Annotated in this window: 16 protein-coding genes and 2 tRNA genes; 5 read left to right on the top strand and 13 right to left on the bottom strand. The window is 66.8% G+C overall.

Translation table 11 applies throughout. The features are described 5' to 3' along the window. Positions 1-5: 5 nt before the first annotated feature. Entirely contained in the window at positions 6-1,157 is a 1,152-nt protein-coding gene (gene proB, locus HGB51_RS04280) for a glutamate 5-kinase (protein ID WP_070209242.1), read from the top strand. A gap of 14 nt (positions 1,158-1,171) precedes the next feature. Continuing rightward, positions 1,172-2,416, top strand: a complete 1,245-nt coding sequence (locus tag HGB51_RS04275) for a glutamate-5-semialdehyde dehydrogenase (protein WP_216666772.1) — start codon at positions 1,172-1,174, stop codon at positions 2,414-2,416. A 22-nt stretch (positions 2,417-2,438) separates the two neighbouring features. On the opposite strand, the gene HGB51_RS04270 is transcribed toward HGB51_RS04275, so the two are convergent. The 11 genes from HGB51_RS04270 to HGB51_RS04220 all read right to left on the bottom strand — a co-directional run bounded on the left by HGB51_RS04270 (position 2,439) and on the right by HGB51_RS04220 (position 14,450). After that, positions 2,439-3,731 carry an OmpA family protein gene (locus HGB51_RS04270; RefSeq protein WP_070209492.1) on the bottom strand — a complete coding sequence of 431 codons (1,293 nt, stop codon included), beginning with the start codon at positions 3,729-3,731 and terminating at the stop codon, positions 2,439-2,441. An 89-nt stretch (positions 3,732-3,820) separates the two neighbouring features. Continuing rightward, entirely contained in the window at positions 3,821-4,294 is a 474-nt protein-coding gene (gene pgaD, locus HGB51_RS04265) for a poly-beta-1,6-N-acetyl-D-glucosamine biosynthesis protein PgaD (RefSeq protein WP_070209491.1), read from the bottom strand. Then, the gene (pgaC, locus tag HGB51_RS04260; protein WP_070209490.1) at positions 4,291-5,538 is read right to left on the bottom strand and encodes a poly-beta-1,6-N-acetyl-D-glucosamine synthase; all 1,248 of its coding nucleotides are present in this window, start codon (positions 5,536-5,538) and stop codon (positions 4,291-4,293) included. The genes pgaD and pgaC overlap by 4 nt, the downstream gene beginning before the upstream one ends. Positions 5,539-5,545: 7 nt before the next feature. Continuing rightward, positions 5,546-7,438 (bottom strand): poly-beta-1,6-N-acetyl-D-glucosamine N-deacetylase PgaB, encoded by a 1,893-nt coding sequence (gene pgaB, locus HGB51_RS04255; RefSeq protein ID WP_084739114.1) that lies wholly within the window; start codon positions 7,436-7,438, stop codon positions 5,546-5,548. A gap of 10 nt (positions 7,439-7,448) precedes the next feature. Continuing rightward, a complete protein-coding gene (gene pgaA, locus HGB51_RS04250) occupies positions 7,449-9,485 on the bottom strand; it encodes a poly-beta-1,6 N-acetyl-D-glucosamine export porin PgaA (RefSeq protein WP_070209489.1) in 2,037 nt (678 codons plus the stop codon). A 474-nt stretch (positions 9,486-9,959) separates the two neighbouring features. Further along, a complete protein-coding gene (locus HGB51_RS04245; protein WP_171966736.1) occupies positions 9,960-11,171 on the bottom strand; it encodes a CynX/NimT family MFS transporter in 1,212 nt (403 codons plus the stop codon). 74 nt (positions 11,172-11,245) lie between these two features. After that, positions 11,246-11,322, bottom strand: a tRNA-Pro gene (locus HGB51_RS04240). Between the two features lie 117 nt (positions 11,323-11,439). Further along, a tRNA-Pro gene (locus tag HGB51_RS04235) sits at positions 11,440-11,516 on the bottom strand. 48 nt (positions 11,517-11,564) lie between these two features. Further along, positions 11,565-11,681, bottom strand: coding sequence for a cytochrome bd-I oxidase subunit CydX (cydX, locus tag HGB51_RS04230; RefSeq protein ID WP_070208405.1), 117 nt, complete (start codon positions 11,679-11,681; stop codon positions 11,565-11,567). 12 nt (positions 11,682-11,693) lie between these two features. Further along, a complete protein-coding gene (gene cydB / locus HGB51_RS04225) occupies positions 11,694-12,848 on the bottom strand; it encodes a cytochrome d ubiquinol oxidase subunit II (protein WP_070208406.1) in 1,155 nt (384 codons plus the stop codon). A gap of 15 nt (positions 12,849-12,863) precedes the next feature. Next, on the bottom strand, positions 12,864-14,450 hold the full coding sequence (locus HGB51_RS04220) for a cytochrome ubiquinol oxidase subunit I (RefSeq protein ID WP_070208407.1): 1,587 nt from the start codon (positions 14,448-14,450) through the stop codon (positions 12,864-12,866). Positions 14,451-14,641: 191 nt separating this feature from the next. Between HGB51_RS04220 and cydD the strand changes: the two genes are divergently transcribed. The 3 genes from cydD to HGB51_RS04205 all read left to right on the top strand — a co-directional run bounded on the left by cydD (position 14,642) and on the right by HGB51_RS04205 (position 18,843). Continuing rightward, the gene (cydD, locus tag HGB51_RS04215; protein ID WP_084739029.1) at positions 14,642-16,408 is read left to right on the top strand and encodes a thiol reductant ABC exporter subunit CydD; all 1,767 of its coding nucleotides are present in this window, start codon (positions 14,642-14,644) and stop codon (positions 16,406-16,408) included. Further along, positions 16,405-18,081, top strand: coding sequence for a thiol reductant ABC exporter subunit CydC (gene cydC / locus HGB51_RS04210; protein ID WP_070208409.1), 1,677 nt, complete (start codon positions 16,405-16,407; stop codon positions 18,079-18,081). Before cydD ends, cydC begins: the two co-directional genes overlap by 4 nt. Before the next feature lie 432 nt (positions 18,082-18,513). Then, on the top strand, positions 18,514-18,843 hold the full coding sequence (locus HGB51_RS04205) for a SymE family type I addiction module toxin (RefSeq protein WP_171966735.1): 330 nt from the start codon (positions 18,514-18,516) through the stop codon (positions 18,841-18,843). 71 nt (positions 18,844-18,914) lie between these two features. Here HGB51_RS04205 and HGB51_RS04200 read toward each other — a convergent pair whose 3' ends face one another. Continuing rightward, positions 18,915-19,271, bottom strand: coding sequence for a response regulator (locus HGB51_RS04200; RefSeq protein ID WP_070208411.1), 357 nt, complete (start codon positions 19,269-19,271; stop codon positions 18,915-18,917). A gap of 1 nt (position 19,272) precedes the next feature. Continuing rightward, complete coding sequence (locus HGB51_RS04195) at positions 19,273-20,415, bottom strand: two-component system sensor histidine kinase NtrB (protein WP_070208412.1); 1,143 nt, start codon at positions 20,413-20,415, stop codon at positions 19,273-19,275. Positions 20,416-20,422 lie beyond the last annotated feature (7 nt).

Raw genomic sequence — 20,422 nt, 5'->3', positions numbered from 1 at the left:
CCGCGATGACCGCCACCCGCGTGCAGTCCCCGTTCCCCGAACAGCCGTTGCCGCACTGGAAACGTGCCGTGCTAAAGGTTGGCAGCAGCCTGCTGGCGGCCGACGGCGGCGGGCTGTCGCCGCGCCATGCGCTGGGCCTGGCCCAGTTCGTGTCGGCCCATGTGCTGGCCGGGCGTGAGGTGGTGATCGTCTCCTCCGGTGCCGTTGCCGCCGGCCGCGCGATCGTGCCGCGCGCGATTGAAGCCGGTGCGGCGATGGCCGCACGGCAAGCACTGGCCGCGCTCGGGCAGGCGCAGCTGATCGGCCTGTGGCAGCGTTTCTTCGAGCGCCCGGTGGCGCAGGTACTGCTGACCCACGACGACCTGCGCAACCGCCGCCGTTACCTCAACGCGCGCGCCACGCTCAACGAGCTGCTGCGGCTGGGCGCGTTGCCAGTGGTGAACGAGAACGACACCGTGTCCGTGGATGAGCTCAAGCTCGGCGACAACGACAATCTGGCCGCCACCGTGGCCGCGCTGATCGACGCGGACATCCTGTTCATCGCCACCGACATCGACGGCCTGTACAGCGCCGACCCGCGTCGCGATCCGCAGGCGCAGCCGATCCACGACGTGCCCGAGCTCAGCCTCGAGGTGCTGGCCATGGCCGGCGGCGCCGGCAGTGGTGCCGGTACGGGCGGCATGCACACCAAACTCGAAGCGGCGGCCAAGGCCGGGCGGGTGGGCATCGATACGTGCCTGTTCAACGGCCGCGATGGCGACGTGGTGCGCGCGCTTGCGCAGGGCCGTCTGTTTGGTACCCGCATCCATGCCGGGCAAACCCGCGATGCCGCGCGCAAGTACTGGCTGCGGCATGCACCGCTGGAGGCGGGCGCGATTTTGGTGGATGAAGGTGCGGCCGTCGCGTTGCGCGACAAGGGCGCCTCGTTGCTGCCCGGTGGCGTGACCGGTGCCGAAGGCGAGTTCCGCCGCGGCGACATGGTGCAGGTGCGCGTGCGCGGTGCCAACGGCGAGGTCACGTTGGCGCGCGGCGTCAGCCAGTATTCGGCCAGCGACATCCGCCGCGTGGCCGGCCGCCATTCGCGCGACATCGAAAGCGTGCTGGGGTACAACTACGGTGGCAACGTGATCCACCGGGATGACCTGGTGCTGGTGTGAACAAGGGACCCCACATGGACATCCGCGAACAAGCCCAACACTGCCGCGCCGCCGCGCAGGTCCTTGCGCAACTTTCTTCCGAGGCGAAAACGGCACTCCTGCTCGGCATGGCTGATGCCTTGGATGCCGACGCAGACGTCATCCTCGCCGCCAACGCGCGCGATCTGGCCGCCGCGCGCGAAAAAGGCACCGGCACCGCCATGCTCGACCGCCTCGCGCTCAACCCGGCCCGCTTGGCCGCGGTCAGCGCCGCGTTGCGCGAGGTCGCCACGCTTCCCGACCCGGTCGGCACCGTCACCCGCGACGACATCCGCCCCAACGGGATCCGCGTGCAGAAGGTGCGCGTGCCGCTCGGTGTGATCGCGATGATCTACGAAGCACGCCCGAACGTGACCGCCGACGCCGCCGCACTCTGCATCAAGGCCGGCAACGCGGTGATCCTGCGCGGCGGGTCCGAAGCCATCCACTCCAATACCGCCATTGCGCATTCGCTCAAGCGCGCGCTGCGCGACGCCGGTGTGCCCGACGCCGCGTTGACCCTGGTCGAAGACCTGCGCCGCGAGACCATGCTGGCCCTGCTGCAGCTCAGCGACCTGGTCGACCTGGCCATTCCGCGCGGCGGGGAAGGGCTGATACGTTTCGTCGCCGAACACGCGCGCGTTCCGGTGATCAAACACTACAAGGGCGTCTGCCACCTGTACGTGGACCGCGCTGCCGATCTGGACAAGGCCGTCACCCTGCTGGTGGACGGCAAGACCAGCCGGCCTTCCGCCTGCAATTCGCTGGAGACGCTGCTGGTGCACACCGACATCGCCGCCACGTTCCTGCCGCAGGCGGCAGGCGCGCTGCGCGAACGCGACGTCGAACTGCGCGCCGACGAGCGCGCACGGCAGTGGCTGCCCGACGCCACGCCAGCGACCGACGACGACTACGCCGCCGAATACCTGGACCTGATCCTCGCTGTACGCGTAGTCGATGACCTGGAGCAGGCGCTGGCCCACATCCAGCAGTACAGCTCCGACCACACCGAAGTGATCGTCACCGAAGATGCGCACGCCGCCGAACGCTTCGTGCAGGCGCTGCGCTCGGCGGTAGTGATGGTCAACGCGTCCTCGCGGTTTTCCGACGGCGGCGAGCTCGGCCTTGGCGCGGAAATCGGCATCTCGACCACACGCCTGCACGCCTACGGCCCGATGGGGCTGGAAGCGCTCACGGTGGAACGGTTCGTGGTGCGGGGGCAGGGGCAGGTGCGGCGCTGAGCCGCCACACCTGCCTGCCCGTTCAGTACACCGTGTAGAGGGTCCGCCGGTTGGCGGCACGCCCTGCTTCGGTGTTGTTACTGGCGATGGGGTCACTTTCGCCGTGTCCGGTGGCCTTCAGCTGACCCGCAGGCACGCCCTTGTCGATCAGCGCTTTCATCACTGCCTTGGCACGTCGTTCGCTCAGCGCCAGATTGGCGGCGTCCGAGCCGTTGCTGTCGGTGTATCCGCCGATATCGATCTTCATGCCGGCGGGCGCGGACTTGATCGCCTTTGCCGCTTCGGCAACGACAGCCAGGCTGCTGGTTGAAACGACATCCGAATTGTTATCGAAGGTGATGTCGGTCTGGTTCAGCGCGTTGGTCAGGTCCTGCGCGCCAAACCCCGCTCGAAGTTCGCCCAGCGCCTCCAGGCCGGGCTGGTACAGGCCCTTGATCTCTACGTCGCTGAAGCGGTTCTGGAACAGCTTACTGAGCTCCTCGCGGGCCTCTGCGGTGGGCAGTTTGGAGGTGTCCAGATCGAGCGTGTCGCCGGTGAATTTGAACGCGAGGCCATCGGTCTTCGCTACCGGCGCAGTAGCGACCGCCTTGAGCGAATCCATCCACGTCGCTGGCGAGACGTCTGGATTGACGGCCACGTTGGCATTCACGTTCTTTTGCCCGTATACCCCGGCGAAGGCGCCGATGGCACCGGCCTTCTCAGCGGCCGTTCGCACCACGCCACCCAGATCGATCTTGCCGCCCGTATTCTTGAACGACAGAGAGGGCACGGTCACGGCAGGCGCAAGCGTAGCCGTCGGCGTAGCCACCGGCGGAGGCGTAAGCACGTTGCGTTTCTGCCAGCCGCAGTAGGCCAGGGCGAGCAGGGCGAGCAAGGGCAGCAGCCAGCGCCAGAGGTGGAACGGCTTTTTCCGGCGCGGGGCCGGATTGACCAGGGTGGCGAAGCTGGCCGGCATGCTCGAGGGCAGGGCGCCGCCAGAAGTGAGGGTGCGGATCAGCACCGGCAGTGCAGATGCCGCGTGTGCGGCAACCAGTCCGGGTTTCACGTGGGCCTTGTTTCCGATTTCTTCCAGCGCCTCGTTGCCGAGAACGCTGCGGATCTGGCCGGCGTCAATGGAACGCGGGGTGCCGTTGCCGGCCGTCCAGGATTTGGCGATATCCCCTAACCCGGCGTTCTCGAACTTCTGCAACAGCCCTGAAACGCCGCCGGCCTTGTTGAAGATATAGCCGGCCAACACCTTGATGAACTGCTCTGCCCCCGCGCCAAGGCCGGTGGCCCGGGCGATCTGCTGAACCACCGTATCGAAAGTCGACATGTCGTATCCCCTCACAAATGAATGTGCGGGATGTCTCCGAGGCGGAGCGTACGCCTCGGCGGGGTCAGCGATGTGAAGGGTATTTCACATCACCCCAGCCTCTGCTCGGTCAACCCGATCGGCCGCGCCTGGTCATCCATATGCAACGTCACCGACTTCCCGTTGGAGAGCTGCTGCGCCAGCGCCGGGGTCGCCCCCAGGTTGTGCGCGATCTCTTCCAGCGACACGTCCTGGCGCGGGTTGCGCCGGTCCTTGCCGGCGAAGCGCATGCGGTTGTACTCGGCCCAGGTGATCAACAACAGCGAGCAGCACACCAGCATCACCGGTAGTGCGATGACCAGGAACGGGTCCACCTTCTGCTTGTACTCATACAGCTGCAGGAACGCCAACCGACCGCCCAGCAACCACGACAGCGCGGTGATCAACGGCGCCCACAGGTAGAAGTAGAAACCCCAGAAGGCAATGGTGACAAACCCCCACGCCGTGCGCTGCAGCCGCGGCTGCTGGCGCGTCTTGCGGATCAGGCGGGAGTCGTAACGGCGGTTCGGCTTGGCGGCGTTCATCGGATACCCCGGTCAGGACTGACCCAGATCGCCCGCTTGCCACGACGCTTCAACAGCGTCTTGGGCAGGGCCACCAGGGTCGTGAACAGGCTGATGAGCCAGTACGCCATGGGGTACCAGATCACCCAGAAGTAGTTACGGCCAATATGCGTTTCATAGCGCCGGTCGATGATCAGGCTGCTGGCGAACTGCAGCAGGCAGACCAGCGCCAGGATCACGCCATGCCATTGCGGCAGCAGGGTGGCGATGTACAGCTCCTGCGGCAGCGGCATGAACTTGCCCAGCGCCCACAGCACGATGATCGTCAGCATCGTGTAGGCCCACAGCACGCTGAACACATACTCCAGCAACACCCCCCACATCCGCCGCTTGCGCCAGTCGAACAGCGAACGACCATGCCGCAGCAGCACTTCCACACCGCCCTGTGCCCACCGCAGGCGCTGCCGCCACAGCCCCTTCAGCGTTTCCGGCATCAGGATGAAACACAGCGCATTGGGCTCGTAACGGATGTCCCAATGGTCCAGCTGCAACCGCCAGCTGATGTCGATGTCCTCGGTGATCATGTCATCGGACCAGTAGCCGATGCGGTGCAGCGCCGTGCGGCGGAAGCCCGCGATCACCCCGGAAATGGTGAAAATGCGCCCGTACACGCGCTGCGCGCGCTTGATCATGCCGATGATCGAGGAGAACTCGGCCACCTGCAGCCGGCCCAGCAGGGTGGAGCGGTTGCGGATGCGCGGGTTGCCGGTCACCGCGCCCACGCGCGGTCCCGAGGTCAGGTGCCAGACCATCCAGTGGGTGGCGTGCTCTTCCAGCATCGCGTCGCCGTCGATGCACACCAGGTACTCCGAACGGGCGGCGAGGGCACCCATGCGCAGCGCATTGGCCTTGCCCAGGTTGCGGTCCAGGTGCACCACGCGCAGGCGCGGGTGCTGCGCGGCCATCGCGTCCAGTCGCGCACCGGTGTCGTCGCGGCTGCCATCGTTGATGGCGATGACTTCGAAGTCCGGGTAGTTCTGCGCCAGCGCCGCGCCCAGCGTGTCGGCCAGGTTGTCCGCTTCGTTGTGGCACGGAATCAGGATCGAGGCGAACGGGTACTCCTTCATCGGCGGCGGGTCGTCGCGCAGGCGCGCCTTGCGTTCGCGCCGGAAGAAATAATACAGCCCGCCGGACATCCAGAAGAACGCCATCACCATCGGGTAGAAGAAGGCGAACTGGAACAGTGCGTAAAGGAACGGATGCATGGCGGCCTCACTTTTCCTCGTACGGGAATGTGCGCGCCGACATCGCGGCGCGCGCGTCCTGGGTGGAGGGCCGGCCGGCAATGAAGTCGTCCGGGTACCAGGCGAAATGGCGCACGCCCTGCGCCTGCAGGCGACGGATCTGCGCGCGCAGGCGGTCGCCGGGAATCGGCTTCTGCGTGCGCCAGTCCACCGTCTGCAGTTCGAACATCGTCTGCGACAGCTGCGGGTCGTGCTCACGCACGGCCACCACCAGCCGGTCCAGCCACTTCTCCGGGTTGCGGCTGCCTTCCATCCACGGCATCGCCATCAACGCGGTGTGGTCATACGCCTTGTTGAACAGGTCCAGGCGCTGCGCGAACCAGCTCGCGCTCTGCGGCTGCAGCACCGGCTGCGCGTACAGGTTGCGCACCGTGGCCAGCTTCGGGCGCCAGCGCTGCGCGGCGTTGCGCAGCTCCAGGGTGAAGTCGATCAGCGACTGGGTGCGCGCGCCGTCGCTGCCTTCCTGCGGCAGGTTGGCCAGCTCGGTGTCGCGCAGGTAGGCGTCGTCGTGGAACAGCAGGCCCTCGAAGTACGAGTTGATCGCCAGGTCTTCGTAGATGTCGTCGATGATGTGACGCACCTTCGGGTTGGTGAAGTCCAGGCGGAAGATGCCGTCGCTTTCCGGGCTCTCGATCGCCAGCGCGCTGCGGATCTTCGGGTCCTTCAGTTCGAAGCCCAGCACCGGCAGCCACGCATACACCTTCACCCCGGCGCGGGTCTTGAGCTGCCAGGCCACGCGGTTGAACAGGTCCGCGCGCATCGGCAGGTGCCGGTTCGGGAAGTACAGCGCGTCGGCCGAGCCATTGCCGTCCGGGTCGGCGAAGGCCTGCAGGAACACATGGGTCGGGCCGACCTTCTTGACCCGGTCGATCAGCGCGTCCAGGTTTTTCGCCTGCTGCACCGGGTCGGTGTCGTACACCGCGTCCAGGTCGATCTGCAGGGCGCGCATGCCGTCGCGCTCGATGTCGCGGCGCAGTTCATAGGCCAGCTGGGTCACCGGCGGGTTGCCGGTCACCAGCAAGCGCGCCAGGCCGTGCAGGTCGCGGGTGACCGGGGTGCTGCGGCCTTCCAGGTCGAACGACACCGGCATTCCCAGTTCTTCGGCAATGCGGTTGCTCATGGCGTTGTAGGCCGCGTACGGCCACACGATCGCCTTCGGGCTCACGCCCACGTTGTCCTGGATGCGCTTCACGCTCAGCCCCAGGTCGGCGCGCAGCCGCGCCTGGTACTGCGCTTCGGTTTCGTAGGTGTGCGTGGCCGGGTCGTAGGTACGGGTGATCACCGCCGGGGTCGAATTGCCCTGCGGGTTGGACTGCACGCCGTGGTGCAGGTTGTCGGTGTGGCTGGCCAGTTCGACCAGGCCGCTGCGCTGCATTTCGCGGATCTGCGCCCAGGTGAGGAAGTCGTCCTGGGTGAAGGGGCGGTAGCCGTAGTCGATCTTGCGCCCGGCCGGCATGTCCACGTAGTCGGTGATCACCGCCACCAGCGCCGGGTAGTTGTAGGCGCGCAGCAGCGGGAACACCTTGCTGTACACGCTGCGCAGGCCGTCATCGAAGGTCAGCAGCACCGGCTTGGGCGGCAGCGGCGCGCCACCCTGCGAGGCCGCGATCAGCTGCGACAACGATACCGGGTGGTAACCATGCGCCGAGAGCCAGTCCAGGTGCGCGGCGAAGTTCTGCGTGCTCACCGCATAGGCGTCCGGGTCGCCCTTGGTGGCCACGTCGTCGCGGATGTCGTGGTAGCTGAGCACCAGCAGGCCGTTTTCGGCCGAATCCGGTTCCGGCGGTGCGACCGCGAAGGCATTGCCGCACACGGCGAGTAGGGCCAGCAGCAGCCAGGTGGTGAAGCGCTTCAAGTCCATGTGTCGCATCTCATTGTCCCCAGCGCAGGCCGGCGTCAAGGCCGATATGGCGTTCGCGGTTGCCGTCGTAGACCGGGCGCGACCAGCTGATTCCGTATTCGAAGATCCGGCCATCGGCCAGCTGCCACTCGTGGCGGTATTCGGCCGAAGGCACCAGCGCACTGCCGAAGCCCTGCTGCCAGTAGTTGCCCAGCGACACCGTCAGGCGGTGGCGGAAGTGGCGTTCGTAGTGGCGCCACAGCTGCTGGTCCACGCGCAGGCCGATCTCCGCCGAACGGTCTTCGCTCGGGTTGAAGTAGGGCACGTCATCGCGGCTGCCACGGCTGGCATACAGCGTGCCCAGGCCGTCCAGCAGCAGGGTGGGACGGGTCAGCAGGCGCTGCTCGATACCGGTGGTGAAGGTGTCGCGGCGGTTGCCGTCGTCGTAGCGGAACTGGCTGAGCCCGGCGCTCCAGTGGGTCAGCTCGTTGCGCCGGTAGTCCACCGCCAGCGCCACGCTGTCGGCGGTGATACCCGACACGCGCGCCTGCAGCGAGGCATCGGCCGCATTGCGTGCGGCAGTGACCCCGGCATGCCAGGTGTCGCTGAACTGCCAGCCGAAGCCCGCGCTCAGCCCGGTCTCGCCGACATCATCATTGGCGCGGTACACGAATGCTTCGGCATCGGCGCGGCCGAAGCGGTAGCGGGTACCCAGTCCCACCCACAGCGGGCGGATGGTCTGTTCCTGGAAATCCACGCTGCGGCGGTCGGCAAAGCCGACCACGCGCCAGCGGTCGTCGATCACCGGCGACTGCACTTCCACGCCATAGCGGCCGTCGTCATTGCCCAGCGGCGAGGTGCCACCGCCGCCCTCGCTGCGGCCGCCTTCGGCGTAGGCATGCAGCTGCCAGCCGCGGTGCGCCTTCCAGCTGCGGTCCATGCGCTGCACGGACGGCTGGTTCGGGTAGCGCTCCAGCAGGGTGTCGTGGATCGGCCGGGCCAGGTCGTCGCGCTGCAGTTCCACGTAGGCGTCGTACTGGCCCAGGCGCGCCGAGACGTCGCGCGGGTCCAGCGTGTTGGCCATGCTGTAGCGCTCCAGCGCCTTTCGCGGCCAGCCACGCATCATGTAGATGTTGCCCAGCGACGACTGGGTGCCGCCGTTGGCCGGCGCAATCGCCACCATGCCTTCCAGCTCACGCTGCGCGGTGGGCAGGTCGCCGCTGTAGGCGCGGATCATCGCCAGGTTGAGGTCGGCCTCGTAACGCGGCCAGTTCGCATAGGGCGCGCGCGCCCCGTTGGCCCAGCGCCAGGCCGGTTCCTGCTTCTGCCACTGGGTGAGCACGTTGATGGCGGTATCTGCCTGCTCGCTTTCCAGGTGCGCATAGGCCAGCTCCGAATGCACTTCGGAACGGCCGGGGTCGGCCTTGAGCGCCGCTTCCAGCACCGGAATGGCTTCCTGCGGGTGCTGGCTGGCCATCAGCGAATCGCCGACCGGCGCCATCAGGTAGGCCGGCACCTCGTGGCCTTCGGCCAGCAGCTGGCGGTATTCGGTACGCACCTGCTCGTGCCGGCCCAGTCGGTTGAGCAGGATCAGGCGGTCGTAGCGGATGCGCAGCGGCGCGGTCTGCGCGGTCTGGCCGTCGCGCTGCAGGATGCGCTCCATCTCCGCGAGCGCGTTCTCGGCTTCGTCCAGGCGGGTGTCTTCGCTGGCGCCGTAGGCCAGGCTCCAGCCGACCCGCTTGGCCAGGTAGTTGGCTTCAAAGCGCTGCTTCTGCGCGTCGTCGAACAGCTCCGGGCGTGCCTGGTACAGCTGCCACGCACGGTGCGCGTTGCCGATGTCCGACAGGGTCAGCACCTGCAGGCGATACAGCAGGTCGTCGCTGGGCACGTCCACCTGGGCGCGTTCGATCGCGGCCAGCGCGTCCAGCCAGCGGGCCTGGTCGCGGTAAGTGCTGATTTCAGCCAGATGGTCCGCTCGCGAGGTGGCGGCGAAAGCGGCCGGAACCGTCAAGCAAAGCGTGGCGCATGCCAGGCCGACGCAGAGCGCCAGCGGCCGATGGTTGTACATGGAACCCCCGGGAGCATCCCTTCAAAAGTTTCGATTTGTGCGTAAAACGTGACGCACATCACATGCCAATGGTGCCCCATGGGCCGTTTGTTGACAAATAATTAACCCGCACGATGGCCTCCGCAGCTGTGGAAACAGGCGCGATCAATACTTCAACTGATTGATTTTAAAGACCATCCGGCCGCCGCCACGGCGATGTCCCGGGGGTCTGTACACCCTGAAACGGTTCATGGAACCCGGGTGCGGGATGCGAACGGGAACCACTTCCAACGACCCGATCTTGTGGCAGGTCATTTTCCGACACGCTACGTCACAAGATGCGCACGGTGTGTGACGCAGGTGCGAAATTTGGTGCGTGGGGGGCGGCGAGAAGCAGCCACGCAGGGCGTGGCTCTACCGCGGCGGCGCCGGCCCGGTTTGTCGCATTCGGCTTTGCGGGGTAGAGCCACGCCCTGCGTGGCTACGCGATGCCTGCTACCACACGTCTTCCAGCTTCTGCGGCTTGCACGCCACCCACGAAGCGCTGATCAACACCAGCGCACATACCAGCAGGAAACCGAACGGCAGGTACCACGCCCCGCTGATCGCATGCAGCCAACCAAACAGGAACGGCCCCAGGCAGCTGAAGGCATAGCCCACGCCCTGCATGAACCCCGACAACGCGGCCGACCCGGCCGGCGTGCGCGTCCGCAGGTTGATCAACGTCAACGCCAGCGGGAACGTCGAAGGCCCGATCCCCAGCAGCACCGCCCACAGCCACGGCGCCTTCATCGGCGCGAACAACAGCCCGGCGAACGCGATCAAAAACGCGCTGAAACCGACAACCACCAGCGGGAACGGGTTACGCAGGCGCACCGCCAGTGCCGGCATCGTCAGCGACGGCACCAGCCCCAATGCGGCGAAGATCGCCACCATCACCCCGCCGAACGCCGGCGTGGCGCCGGCTTCCACCACGATGCGCGGCAGCCAGGTGAACATCGAATAGGTCATCAGCGAGGTCATGCCGAACATCAGCGCCATGCCCCAGGCCAACGGCGTGCGCCACACCTTGCCGTGCGGCTGCGCGGCCGGGTCGGCAGCGGTGTCCAGCGGGTCCGGGTGCGGGCGGCGGCGGGCCAGCGCGATCCAAGGCAGGGCGGCGGCCACTGCCAGGATCGCCCAGATCCCCAGCGACACGCGCCAGCCGGCCTGTTCGGCCAGCGGTACCGCCAGCAGCGCCGGCACCATCGTGCCCAGCTGCAGCACCGTTATATAAAGCGTGCTCACCGTGCCCACGCGGTTGGCGAAGTAGCGCTTCACCAGTGGTGGCACCACCACGTTGCCGATGCCCATGCCGGCCAGCGCCACTACCGAACCGAACAGCAGGCTGCCTATGCCGCCCGCCATCGAGCGCAGCAGCAGGCCCACCGCGGCCAGCACCATGGCCAGCAGCGCGGTGCGCTCCAGCCCGATGCGGCGCGCCACCATCGGCGTGGTCACCCCGAACAGCGCGAACGACGCGGTCGGCAGCATGCCCAGCACGCCGGTCATGGTGGTGCCGAAGCCGAAGGTCTGGCCCAGCTGGTCCAGCAGCGGCGTGACCGAGGTCACCGCCGTGCGCAGGTTGAGCGCGGCCAGCAGGATGGCGCTGAACGCCAGCACGCGGCCGCGAAGCAGGGAGGTGGAATCGGCAGAGCTGGGAGACATGGGGGCCTCTGGAGTGAAAATACAAAAAAGCCCGGAGGACATGTGTCTTCCAGGCTTCAATGTGACCACTTGTATGGTCGGGGAGACAGGATTCGAACCTGCGACCTCTACGTCCCGAACGTAGCGCTCTACCAGACTGAGCTACACCCCGTAAGGAGCCGCCTATTGTATCGATCCGACCCTTCGGCGGCAAGGGGGACCGTTGTTCACCTTCGAGGACAAAAAAGCCTGGAAATGAAGATTCCAGGCTTCAATGCGACCACCGGAGTGGTCGGGGAGACAGGATTCGAACCTGCGACCTCTACGTCCCGAACGTAGCGCTCTACCAGACTGAGCTACACCCCGAAGGAGCCGACAAGGATACGGTGTGAAGAGAGTATCGGCAACCTTTTTTTAGCGTCCGGCGTTACGGTCCGACAATGTCTGTTCGCGGGCTTCAAACCACATGCCGTTGAGGATGGCCGCGGCCGAAGCCAGGCCGGTGCCGAGAATCCAGGCGAAATACCACATGGTTGTCTCCTATCAATATGCGTTGGGGTTGTCGGCCATGTCTTCCGAGGTGGTCTTGCCGCGCATCACCCGGTACACCCAGCTGGTGTAGGCAATGATGATCGGCAGGAAGATCACCGTTGCCACCAGCATGATGAACAGCGTGAGCTGGCTGGACGACGCGTCCCACACGGTCAGGCTCGCACCCGGCTGGCTGGACGAGGGCAGCAGGAACGGGAAGATCGCAAAGCCCACGGTGAGGATGATGCCGGTGATGGATGCACCCGAAGCAAGGAACGCGGCCATGCCACGTCGTGCCCGCAGCAGCACGAAGCTGGCCAGTGCACCGGCCAGGCCCAGCAGCGGGAACACCAGCGTCAGCGGCATGCTGCTGTAGTTGCGCAGCCAGCCACCGGCTGCTGCACCTACCGCCGCCGTCTTCAGCAGCGGATTGGTCGGACCGTCGGTCACCACCTGCGAGGTGATCTCATAGCCCGGCAGGCCGAATGCCACCCACGCACCACCGGCGGCGAACAGCACGAAGCTGAGCAGCGCGGCGATGCTGCCGTAACGCGCCGAGCGCTCGGCCACCGGGCCGTCGGTCTTCAGCACCAGCATGGCGGCACCGTGCGAGACCATCATCGCCACGCCGACCAGGCCGGCCAGCAGTGCGAACGGGGTGAGCAGGCCGAAGAACGAGCCGGTGTAGAAGATGCGCATGCTGTCGTCGAAGTGGTACGGCACGCCGAGCAGCACGTTGCCCACTGCCACGCTGGCAATCAACGCCGGCAGCAGCCCACCCACGAACAACACCCAGTCCCACGTATTCCGCCAGCGCGCACTCGACATCTTGCTGCGGTATTTGAAACCAACCGGGCGCAGGATCAGCCCGAACAGCATCGCGAAGATGGCCAGGTAGAAGCCGGAGAAGCTCACCGCATACAGCGGTGGCCACGCGGCGAAGATCGCACCGCCGCCCAGCACCAGCCACACCTGGTTGCCTTCCCAGACCGGGCCCACGGTGTTGATCACCAGCCGGCGTTCCTCATCGGTTTTCGCCACGAACGGGAGCAGGGTGCCCACGCCCAGGTCAAAGCCGTCCATCACCGCCCAGCCGACCAGCAGGATGCCCAGCAGCAGCCACCAGATCACGCGCAGCGTGGTGTAATCAAGTCCAAGAATTTCCATCTGGGGTCTCCTGCCTTATGCCTGGCCGGGTGCCGGGGCGGCATGGTGGGGAAGCGGCTTTCGCGACGGCTGCAGCGACGGAAGAATGTCGGCCGGGCCGGTGCGGATCGCCTTGAGCATCAGCTTGATCTCGATGATCAGCAGCACCGTGTACAACGCGGTGAACACTGCCAGCGTGGTCAGGATTTCATGCAGGGCCAAGCCCGACGCGGCATAGAAGGTCGGCAGCACGCCGTCCACCGCCCACGGCTGGCGGCCGTACTCGGCCACGAACCAGCCGCATTCGATCGCGATCCACGGCGCCGGCATCGACCACACCGCCAGGCGCAGGAACCAGCGCTTGTCCTGGAAGTTGTTGCGGCAGGAGAAGTAGAAGGCCACCGCGAAGAACGCGATCAGGTAGAAGCCCAGCCCGGCCATGATCCGGAAGGTCCAGAACAGCGGCGCCACGCGCGGCACGGTATCCATCGCCGCCTGGGAGATTTCTTCCGGGGTGGCGTTGAGGATGTCGTCGCGGTAGCGCTTGAGCAGCAGGCCGTGGCCCAGGTCCTGCCAGTGGCGGTCGAACATCTCGCGCGCTTCAACGTCGTTCTTGTCCTTGCGCACGCGTTCCAGCGCGCCATAGGCCAGCTGCCCGCCCTTGATGCGGTGCTCGGCGCGATCCACCAGTTCCAGGATGCCCGGAATCGGCTGGCTGATCGAGCGCGTGGCGATCAGACCCATCAAGTACGGAATCTTGATCGCGAAGTCGTTCTGCTGGGTCTGCTGGTTCGGAATGCCGAACGCGGTGAAGTCGGCCGGGGCGCGCTCGGTTTCCCACATCGCCTCGATCGCGGCCAGCTTCATCTTCTGGTGTTCGCTGGCGGCATAGCCGCTCTCATCGCCCAGCACCACCACCGACAGCGACGACAGCAGGCCGAACGCGGCCGCCACCGCGAACGAGCGCCGTGCCATTTCCTGGTGCTTGTTGCGCAGCAGGTAGAACGCGCTGATGCCCATCACGAAGATCGCGCCGGTGACATAGCCCGCGCTGACCGTGTGCACGAACTTGGCCTGCGCCACCGGGTTGAAAAGCACCGCCGCAAAGTCCACCACCTCCATGCGCATGGTGTCCGGGTTGAACACCGCGCCGGTGGGGTTCTGCATCCAGCCGTTGGCGATCAGGATCCACACCGCCGAAAGATTGGTGCCCAGCGCCATGAACCAGGTCACCGCCAGGTGCTTGACCGGGCTCAGCCGCTTCCAGCCGAAGAAGAACAGGCCGATCAGCGTGGCTTCCAGGAAGAACGCCATCAGCCCTTCGATGGCCAGCGGCGCCCCGAAGATGTCGCCCACGTAGTGGCTGTAGTACGACCAGTTCATGCCGAACTGGAACTCCATCACCAGGCCGGTGGCCACGCCGATGGCGAAATTGATCCCGAACAGCGTGCCCCAGAACAGGGTCATCTGCCGCCAGACCTGTTTGCGGGTCATCACGTACACGCTTTCCATGATGGCCACCAGGAACGAGAGGCCAAGCGTGAGTGGGACGAAAAGGAAGTGGTACATCGCGGTCAAAGCGAACTGCAGCCGCGACAGTTCTACGACTGTCGAATCGATCATGGCCTGGCTACCTCGTGGGGTTCTGCCGTTTCAGGTGGCGGGAAGGGGGTCTACGGGATGAATTCTGTGACCTGCAACTTCAAACAGCCTTGATTCAGATCAATGTATGCGACGGTTGTGGACGGCATCGTACGGGCTCATTCCCCTGCGACCGTGCGCCGCACCCGAAGGGTACGCCGGCAGCCATTACAATGTCGGGCATCTCTTCTGTGGCGCCAGTGATCCTCTTGAGCCAGCCCCCGGACGTGCCTGCCGTTGAAACCCCCGACCTGCGCCGCCAGCGCCTGCGCTGGCTGGACAGCCTGGCCCTCGGCGCCCGTGGTCGCCAGCGCCTGGCCGCGCTGTCCATCTGCAGTTCCGGCGCCCTGCTGATCGGGCAGGCGGCCGCCATTGCCTGGCTCATCCAGACCGTGCTGGTGGCCCGCCGCCCGCTGGCCGAGGCCACCGGGGTGCTGCTGGCACTCATGCTAATACTGATCGTGCGCGCGTTGCTCAGTAGTTTTACCCAAGCGGCCGCAGGCGATGTGGCCGACACCGCCCGGCTGGCCCTGCGCGAACGGGTCTATCGCCGCCTGCTGGGGCGGGGCCCGTTGTGGCTGCGCCAGCAGCGCAGCGGCGAGCTCGGCGAGCTGATGCTGGCCCATGCCGACGCGGTGGAGAGCTACTACGCCGGCTACCAGCCGGTGCGCATCGAAGTGGTCGTGGTACCGCTGCTGATCCTGCTGGCGGTGGCCTACGTGGACTGGGTGGTGGCGCTGATCCTGCTGTTCACCGCGCCGCTGGTGCCGTTCTTCATGATGCTGGTCGGCTGGGGCGCGGAAGCGGCCGGGCGCGCCCAGCTGGGCGAACTGGCGCGCATGAGCGGGCACTTCGCCGACCGCATCAAGGGCCTGGGCCTGCTGCGCCTGTACGGGCGGGGCGAGGCCGAGCTGGAGGGCGTGGCTGCTGCGGCCGAAGGCGTGCGCGAGCGCACCATGAAGGTGCTGCGCATCGCCTTCCTGTCGTCCACCGTGCTGGAGTTCTTCGCCTCGGTCAGCGTGGCGATGGTCGCGCTGTACCTGGGCCTGAGCTACCTGGGCCTGATGTCGCTGCATGCGGCAGTGCCCACGCTGGGCGCGGGCATGTTCTGCCTGCTGCTGGCGCCGGAGTTCTACGCTCCGCTGCGGCGTCTGGCCGCGCATTACCACGACCGCGCCAACGCACTGGCCGCCGCAGCCGAGGTGGAGCGCCTGCTGGGCGAGCTGCCGGAGCAGGGCGACGCGGCCGACGCTGTGTCTGCACCGCTGCGCACGCCCGAACTGCTGGAGCAGCACGCCCCGCCGGTAGTGGTGCGTGACCTGGTGCTGCGCCCGCTGGGCGCCGACCACGACGTGGTGCAGCAGCTCTCGTTCCAGATCGAGGCCGGCCAGCGGCTGGCGTTGATTGGCCCCAGTGGCAGTGGCAAGAGCACCCTGCTGGAAGCGCTGGCCGGCTGGTTGCCGCCGCGCTCGGGCAGCATCGTGCTGCGCCCGGGACTGGAGGTGGGCTACGCCGGGCAGCGCCCGTACTTGTTCCACGGCACCATCGCCGACAACCTGCGCCTGGCCGATCCCGGCGTAAGCGACGCGCGCCTACGCGCAGTGGCCGAAGCGGCGCAGGTGATGCGCTTCGCCGCGCAGCTGCCGCAGGGCCTGGACACGGTGATCGGCGAGCGTGGCTTCGGCCTCTCCGGCGGTGAAGCACGCCGCATCGGTCTGGCCCGCCTGCTGCTGCGCGACCCGCAGCTGTTGCTGCTGGATGAGCCGACTGCGTTTCTCGATCCCGAGACAGAGGCCGCACTGCTGCAGACCCTGGCCGCGTTCGCGCGCGACCGCGCGGTGGTGATCGCCACCCACAGCGAAGCCGCGATGCGCTGGGCCGACACGCGGCTGGTGCTGACCGCCGCCGGGCGCGCGCAGGTCACCGAGGAGCCGGCATGAACGACGTGCGCGACGACTCCCTGAAACAGGTGTTCACCCGCCATCGCGGCCGCCTGCTGCTGACCGTGCTGCTGCTGTGGACCACCATGCTGGCGGGCACCGCGCTGCTCGGCCTGTCCGGTGGCTTCCTCACCGCTGCTGCGCTGGCCGGTGCGGCCGGGCTGGGCAGTGGCTTCAATTTCTTCTCGCCCTCGGCCGGCATCCGGGGCCTGACCATGGCGCGCATCGTCTCGCGCTATTTCGAAAAACTGGTCGGCCACGACGTCACCCTGCGCATCGCGCGCGACCTGCGCGTGTGGTTCTTCCGCCGCGCGCTGCCGCTGGCCCCTGCACGGTTGGCGGGGGTGCGGACCGGTGAACTGCTGGCCCGGTTGATGTCGGACATCGGCGAAGTGGACGGCCTGCTGGTGCGCGCCATCGGCCCGCTGCTGGCGTTGGGTGGGGTTTCGCTGGTGGCGGTGATCTCATCCTGGCTCATCTACCCGCCTGCCGCGCTGCTGCTGGCCGTGCTGGCGATGGTGATCGGCGTAGGCGTGCCGTGGCTGACGGTGCGTGGCGCCGGCGCGCACGAGCGCGACCGCGCGCTGCATCGCGCGCAGCTGCGGGCGCAGTCCTTCGAAGGGCTGGAAGGCGCGGCGGACCTCACCGCACTGCAGGCCCGCGAAGACTGGAACCTGCGCGTGCTGGTAGCGGCCAAGCAGCTGCGCGCGCGCGACCGCCGCCGCCGCTGGCGGCTGGTGGCCGGCAACGCGCTGCACGGGGTATGCGCCGGGCTTGGCCTGGTCGGCATGCTGTGGGTCGCGCTGGAGGGCTTCGAGCGGGGCGCCATCGACGCCGCGCTGGCGGCGGCGCTGGTGTTCCTTACCGTCGCGTTGATCGAACTGTGGGCCGGCATCGGGTTGGCGTGGCAGTCCTGGTTGTCCGGGCGCGTGGCCGCCGCACGGCTGGAGGCCATTGTCGACCAGCCTGCGGGCGTGGCCGACGCCGAGGCGCCGGTGGCGGTGCCGGTGCAGCCGGCAACGTTGGCGTTCGAGCAGGTGGGCTTCCGCTGGCCGGGGCAGGCGCGCGCGCTGCTGGACGGCGTGGAGCTGCGGCTCGAACCGGGCGAGCGCATCGCGATTCGGGGTGACAGCGGCAGCGGTAAAACCACGCTGTCGTCGTTGCTGCTGCGGTTGTGGGACCCGGACGCCGGCCGCGTGCTGTACGGCGGGCAGGACATCCGCAGCCTGGCGCAGGCCGACTGGCACCGGCAGATTGCATGGTTGCCGCAGAACGCACCGGTGTTCGCAGGCAGCATTGCCGACAACCTGCGGCTGGGCGACGCGCAGGCCAGCGACGACCGGCTTTGGCAGGTGCTGGCGGATGTGCGTCTGCAGGCCTGGGCGGAACGGCTGGGTGGGCTGCAGGCCTGGGTGGGCGAGAACGGGGCCACCATGTCGGCCGGTCAGGCGCGACGGCTGGCGCTGGCGCGCGCGTTGTTGCGCGGGTCACCGATCCTATTGCTGGATGAGCCCACCGAAGGGTTGGATGTCGATACCGCGCATGCGTTGTTGCAGGACATGGTCGCGGCGTTGGGTGGCCGCAGTCTGGTGATGATTACGCATGACGTATTGCCCGACGGGATCGTGCATCGGAGTTACCGGTTGCATGAGGGTGGGTTGGGGTTGGCGTAGCGTTGCCGGCAGTGCGTGGGACACGCATGGCGTGTCGCTACGCGGGTCGCGCGAGGTGGGATGACGCGAACGACACGGCAAGACCCGGGCGCTGCACCGGTAGCGACACGCCATGCGTGTCCCACGTAAACCCAAACGAAGCCGTTCTCACGCAACCCGCGCCAATTGCGACGCACCATAGACCACGCCCATCAAAGCTTCCGAATCGAAAGAAACAATCAACTTCCACTCCCTGCCACAATTCCGCATGTTGTGTTCGGGAGCCTGAGAAACTCCAAAGAGAAGTAGCACGTTGGACGTTCCATGTCGGGAGGGTGGCGAAATACAACACCCCTGCGGAAATACGTCGCGCCGTTTCTGCTTCTCTTTACGGTTCTCAGTCTCCCGACTCCCTCACCAACCGGTGAAGGAGACTTCCATCGGAGGTCCAACATGCAACACACATTGCCTGAAGTCGAATCCACCGAACCGCCGCGCCGCAAGTTCTACATCCACCAACCCGCCAAGGTGCGGGTGGAAGCCATGGGTTACCCCGGCAGCCGGGAAGAACTCGGCGAAGACCCCATTCCCTGCATCAAACTGCGCGGCCTGTGGCTCTCCGCCGCCGGCCTGGACGTAGGCGCGCGCCTGAAGGTCCACGTCAAACGCGGCTGCGTCATGCTCACCCTGCTGGAACCGCCGAAGGCGGACGTGCCCAAGGTCCGCAAGATGGGCCGCCTGCAGCTCGCACGCCTCGAGCGCGAGCGCCTGCAGGCATCTTGATGCCGGGACTGCGTCCGACTACTCTGCCCGGCACGCAGCGTAGCGCCGGGCTCTGCCCGGCCGCTCTCCGTTCAGCCCAACTGTTTGTGGATGAACTCCACCAGGTTGCTCAGCCGGTAGGGTTTGGAGACGTACTCGACCGACGGCGGTATGGGCGGCAGCTGCGAGCGCTGCAGGCCCGACAGCACCAGCACGCGCGCATGGGGCTGCAGGGCGGTCGCTTCAGCAGCCACCTGCAGGCCCGAGATATCCCCGGGCATGCTGACATCGGTCAACACCACCGCGTATCGGGTCGGACCGCGCAGCTCGGCAAGCGCTTCGTGCCCGTCACTGGCCGTGGTGACGGCGAAGCCGTGCAGCGACAACGCTTCGGACATGATCTTGCGCAGGTCTTCTTCGTCATCCACGAACAGCAGATTGATCGCCATGTCATCCCCCGTCCACCGGGAAGCAGAGCGCAACCCGTGTACCTTGCCCCGGCACGCTGCTCAACTGCGGGAAACCGCCAGACTGGGTGGTGAACCCGAACACCTGGCTCAGCCCCAGCCCACTGCCGCGGCCCACTGACTTGGTGGTGAAGAACGGCTCGAACACCCGGGCCTGGTCGGCCACCGGAATGCCTTCACCATCGTCCTCCACGCTCAGGCACACATGCGGGGCAGCGGCCTGCGCATCAGCCGCCGGATCGTGCGTACGCTTCGCGCTCGCCGAGATGGTGATGGTGCCGCCATTTGGCATCGCATCGCGGCTGTTGCAGACCAGGTTGAGCACTGCCGCTTCCAGCTGCGCCTTGTCCACCGAGATCTGCGGCAGCGTGTCGGGCAGGGAAAACACAACCTTGACCCGGTCGCCGGCAGAGCGCTGCAGCAGTTCCTCGCAGTCCCGCACCGCATCGGCAAGGTTCACCGGCTCCGGCGACAGCGTCTGCCCACGCCCGAAGGTCAGCAGCTGGCGCGAGAGGAGGGCACCGCGCTCGGCCGCACGCATTGCGGTCTCGATCAGCTTGGCCACCGCGCCGTCCTTCACCCGCGTGCTGATCAGGTCCAGGCAGTTGACGATGATGGTCAGCAGGTTATTGAAATCATGCGCCAGGCCCAGCGTCAGCTTGCCGATGGCCTCCATTTTCTGCGCCTGCAGCAGGTTGGCCTGCAGTTTGTCGAAGCGCTGCTGGGCCTTATGTCTCTCGGTAATGTCTCGGGTCACTTTGGCGAAACCAATCAATTCGCCGTCATCCCAGATCGGGTCGATCACCACGCTGGCCAGGAAGCGCGAGCCGTCCTGTCGCAACCGCCAGCCTTCCTCGATGCATCGGCCGTCCACCGCAGCCGTATGCAGGTTGCGTTGCGGCACACCTGCGGCGGCTTCTTCTGGCAGGTAGAACCTGGAGAAATTGGTGCCGATCACCTCGTCGGCCTGGTAGCCCTTGATGCGCTGGCCGCCCGGGTTCCAGGTGCGGATAACGCCGCGCGTGTCCAGCATGTAGATGGCGTAGTCGGTAACCGAGTTGACCAGCAGCGCAAATTGCCGGGTCTCGTCATTCAGGGCGGCTTTGGGGCACGATGACTGGCTCACGCGAATC

It is taken from the genome of Stenotrophomonas bentonitica, from assembly GCF_013185915.1.
GTDB lineage: Bacteria > Pseudomonadota > Gammaproteobacteria > Xanthomonadales > Xanthomonadaceae > Stenotrophomonas > Stenotrophomonas bentonitica.
This window is presented reverse-complemented; position numbering and strand designations above follow the sequence as displayed.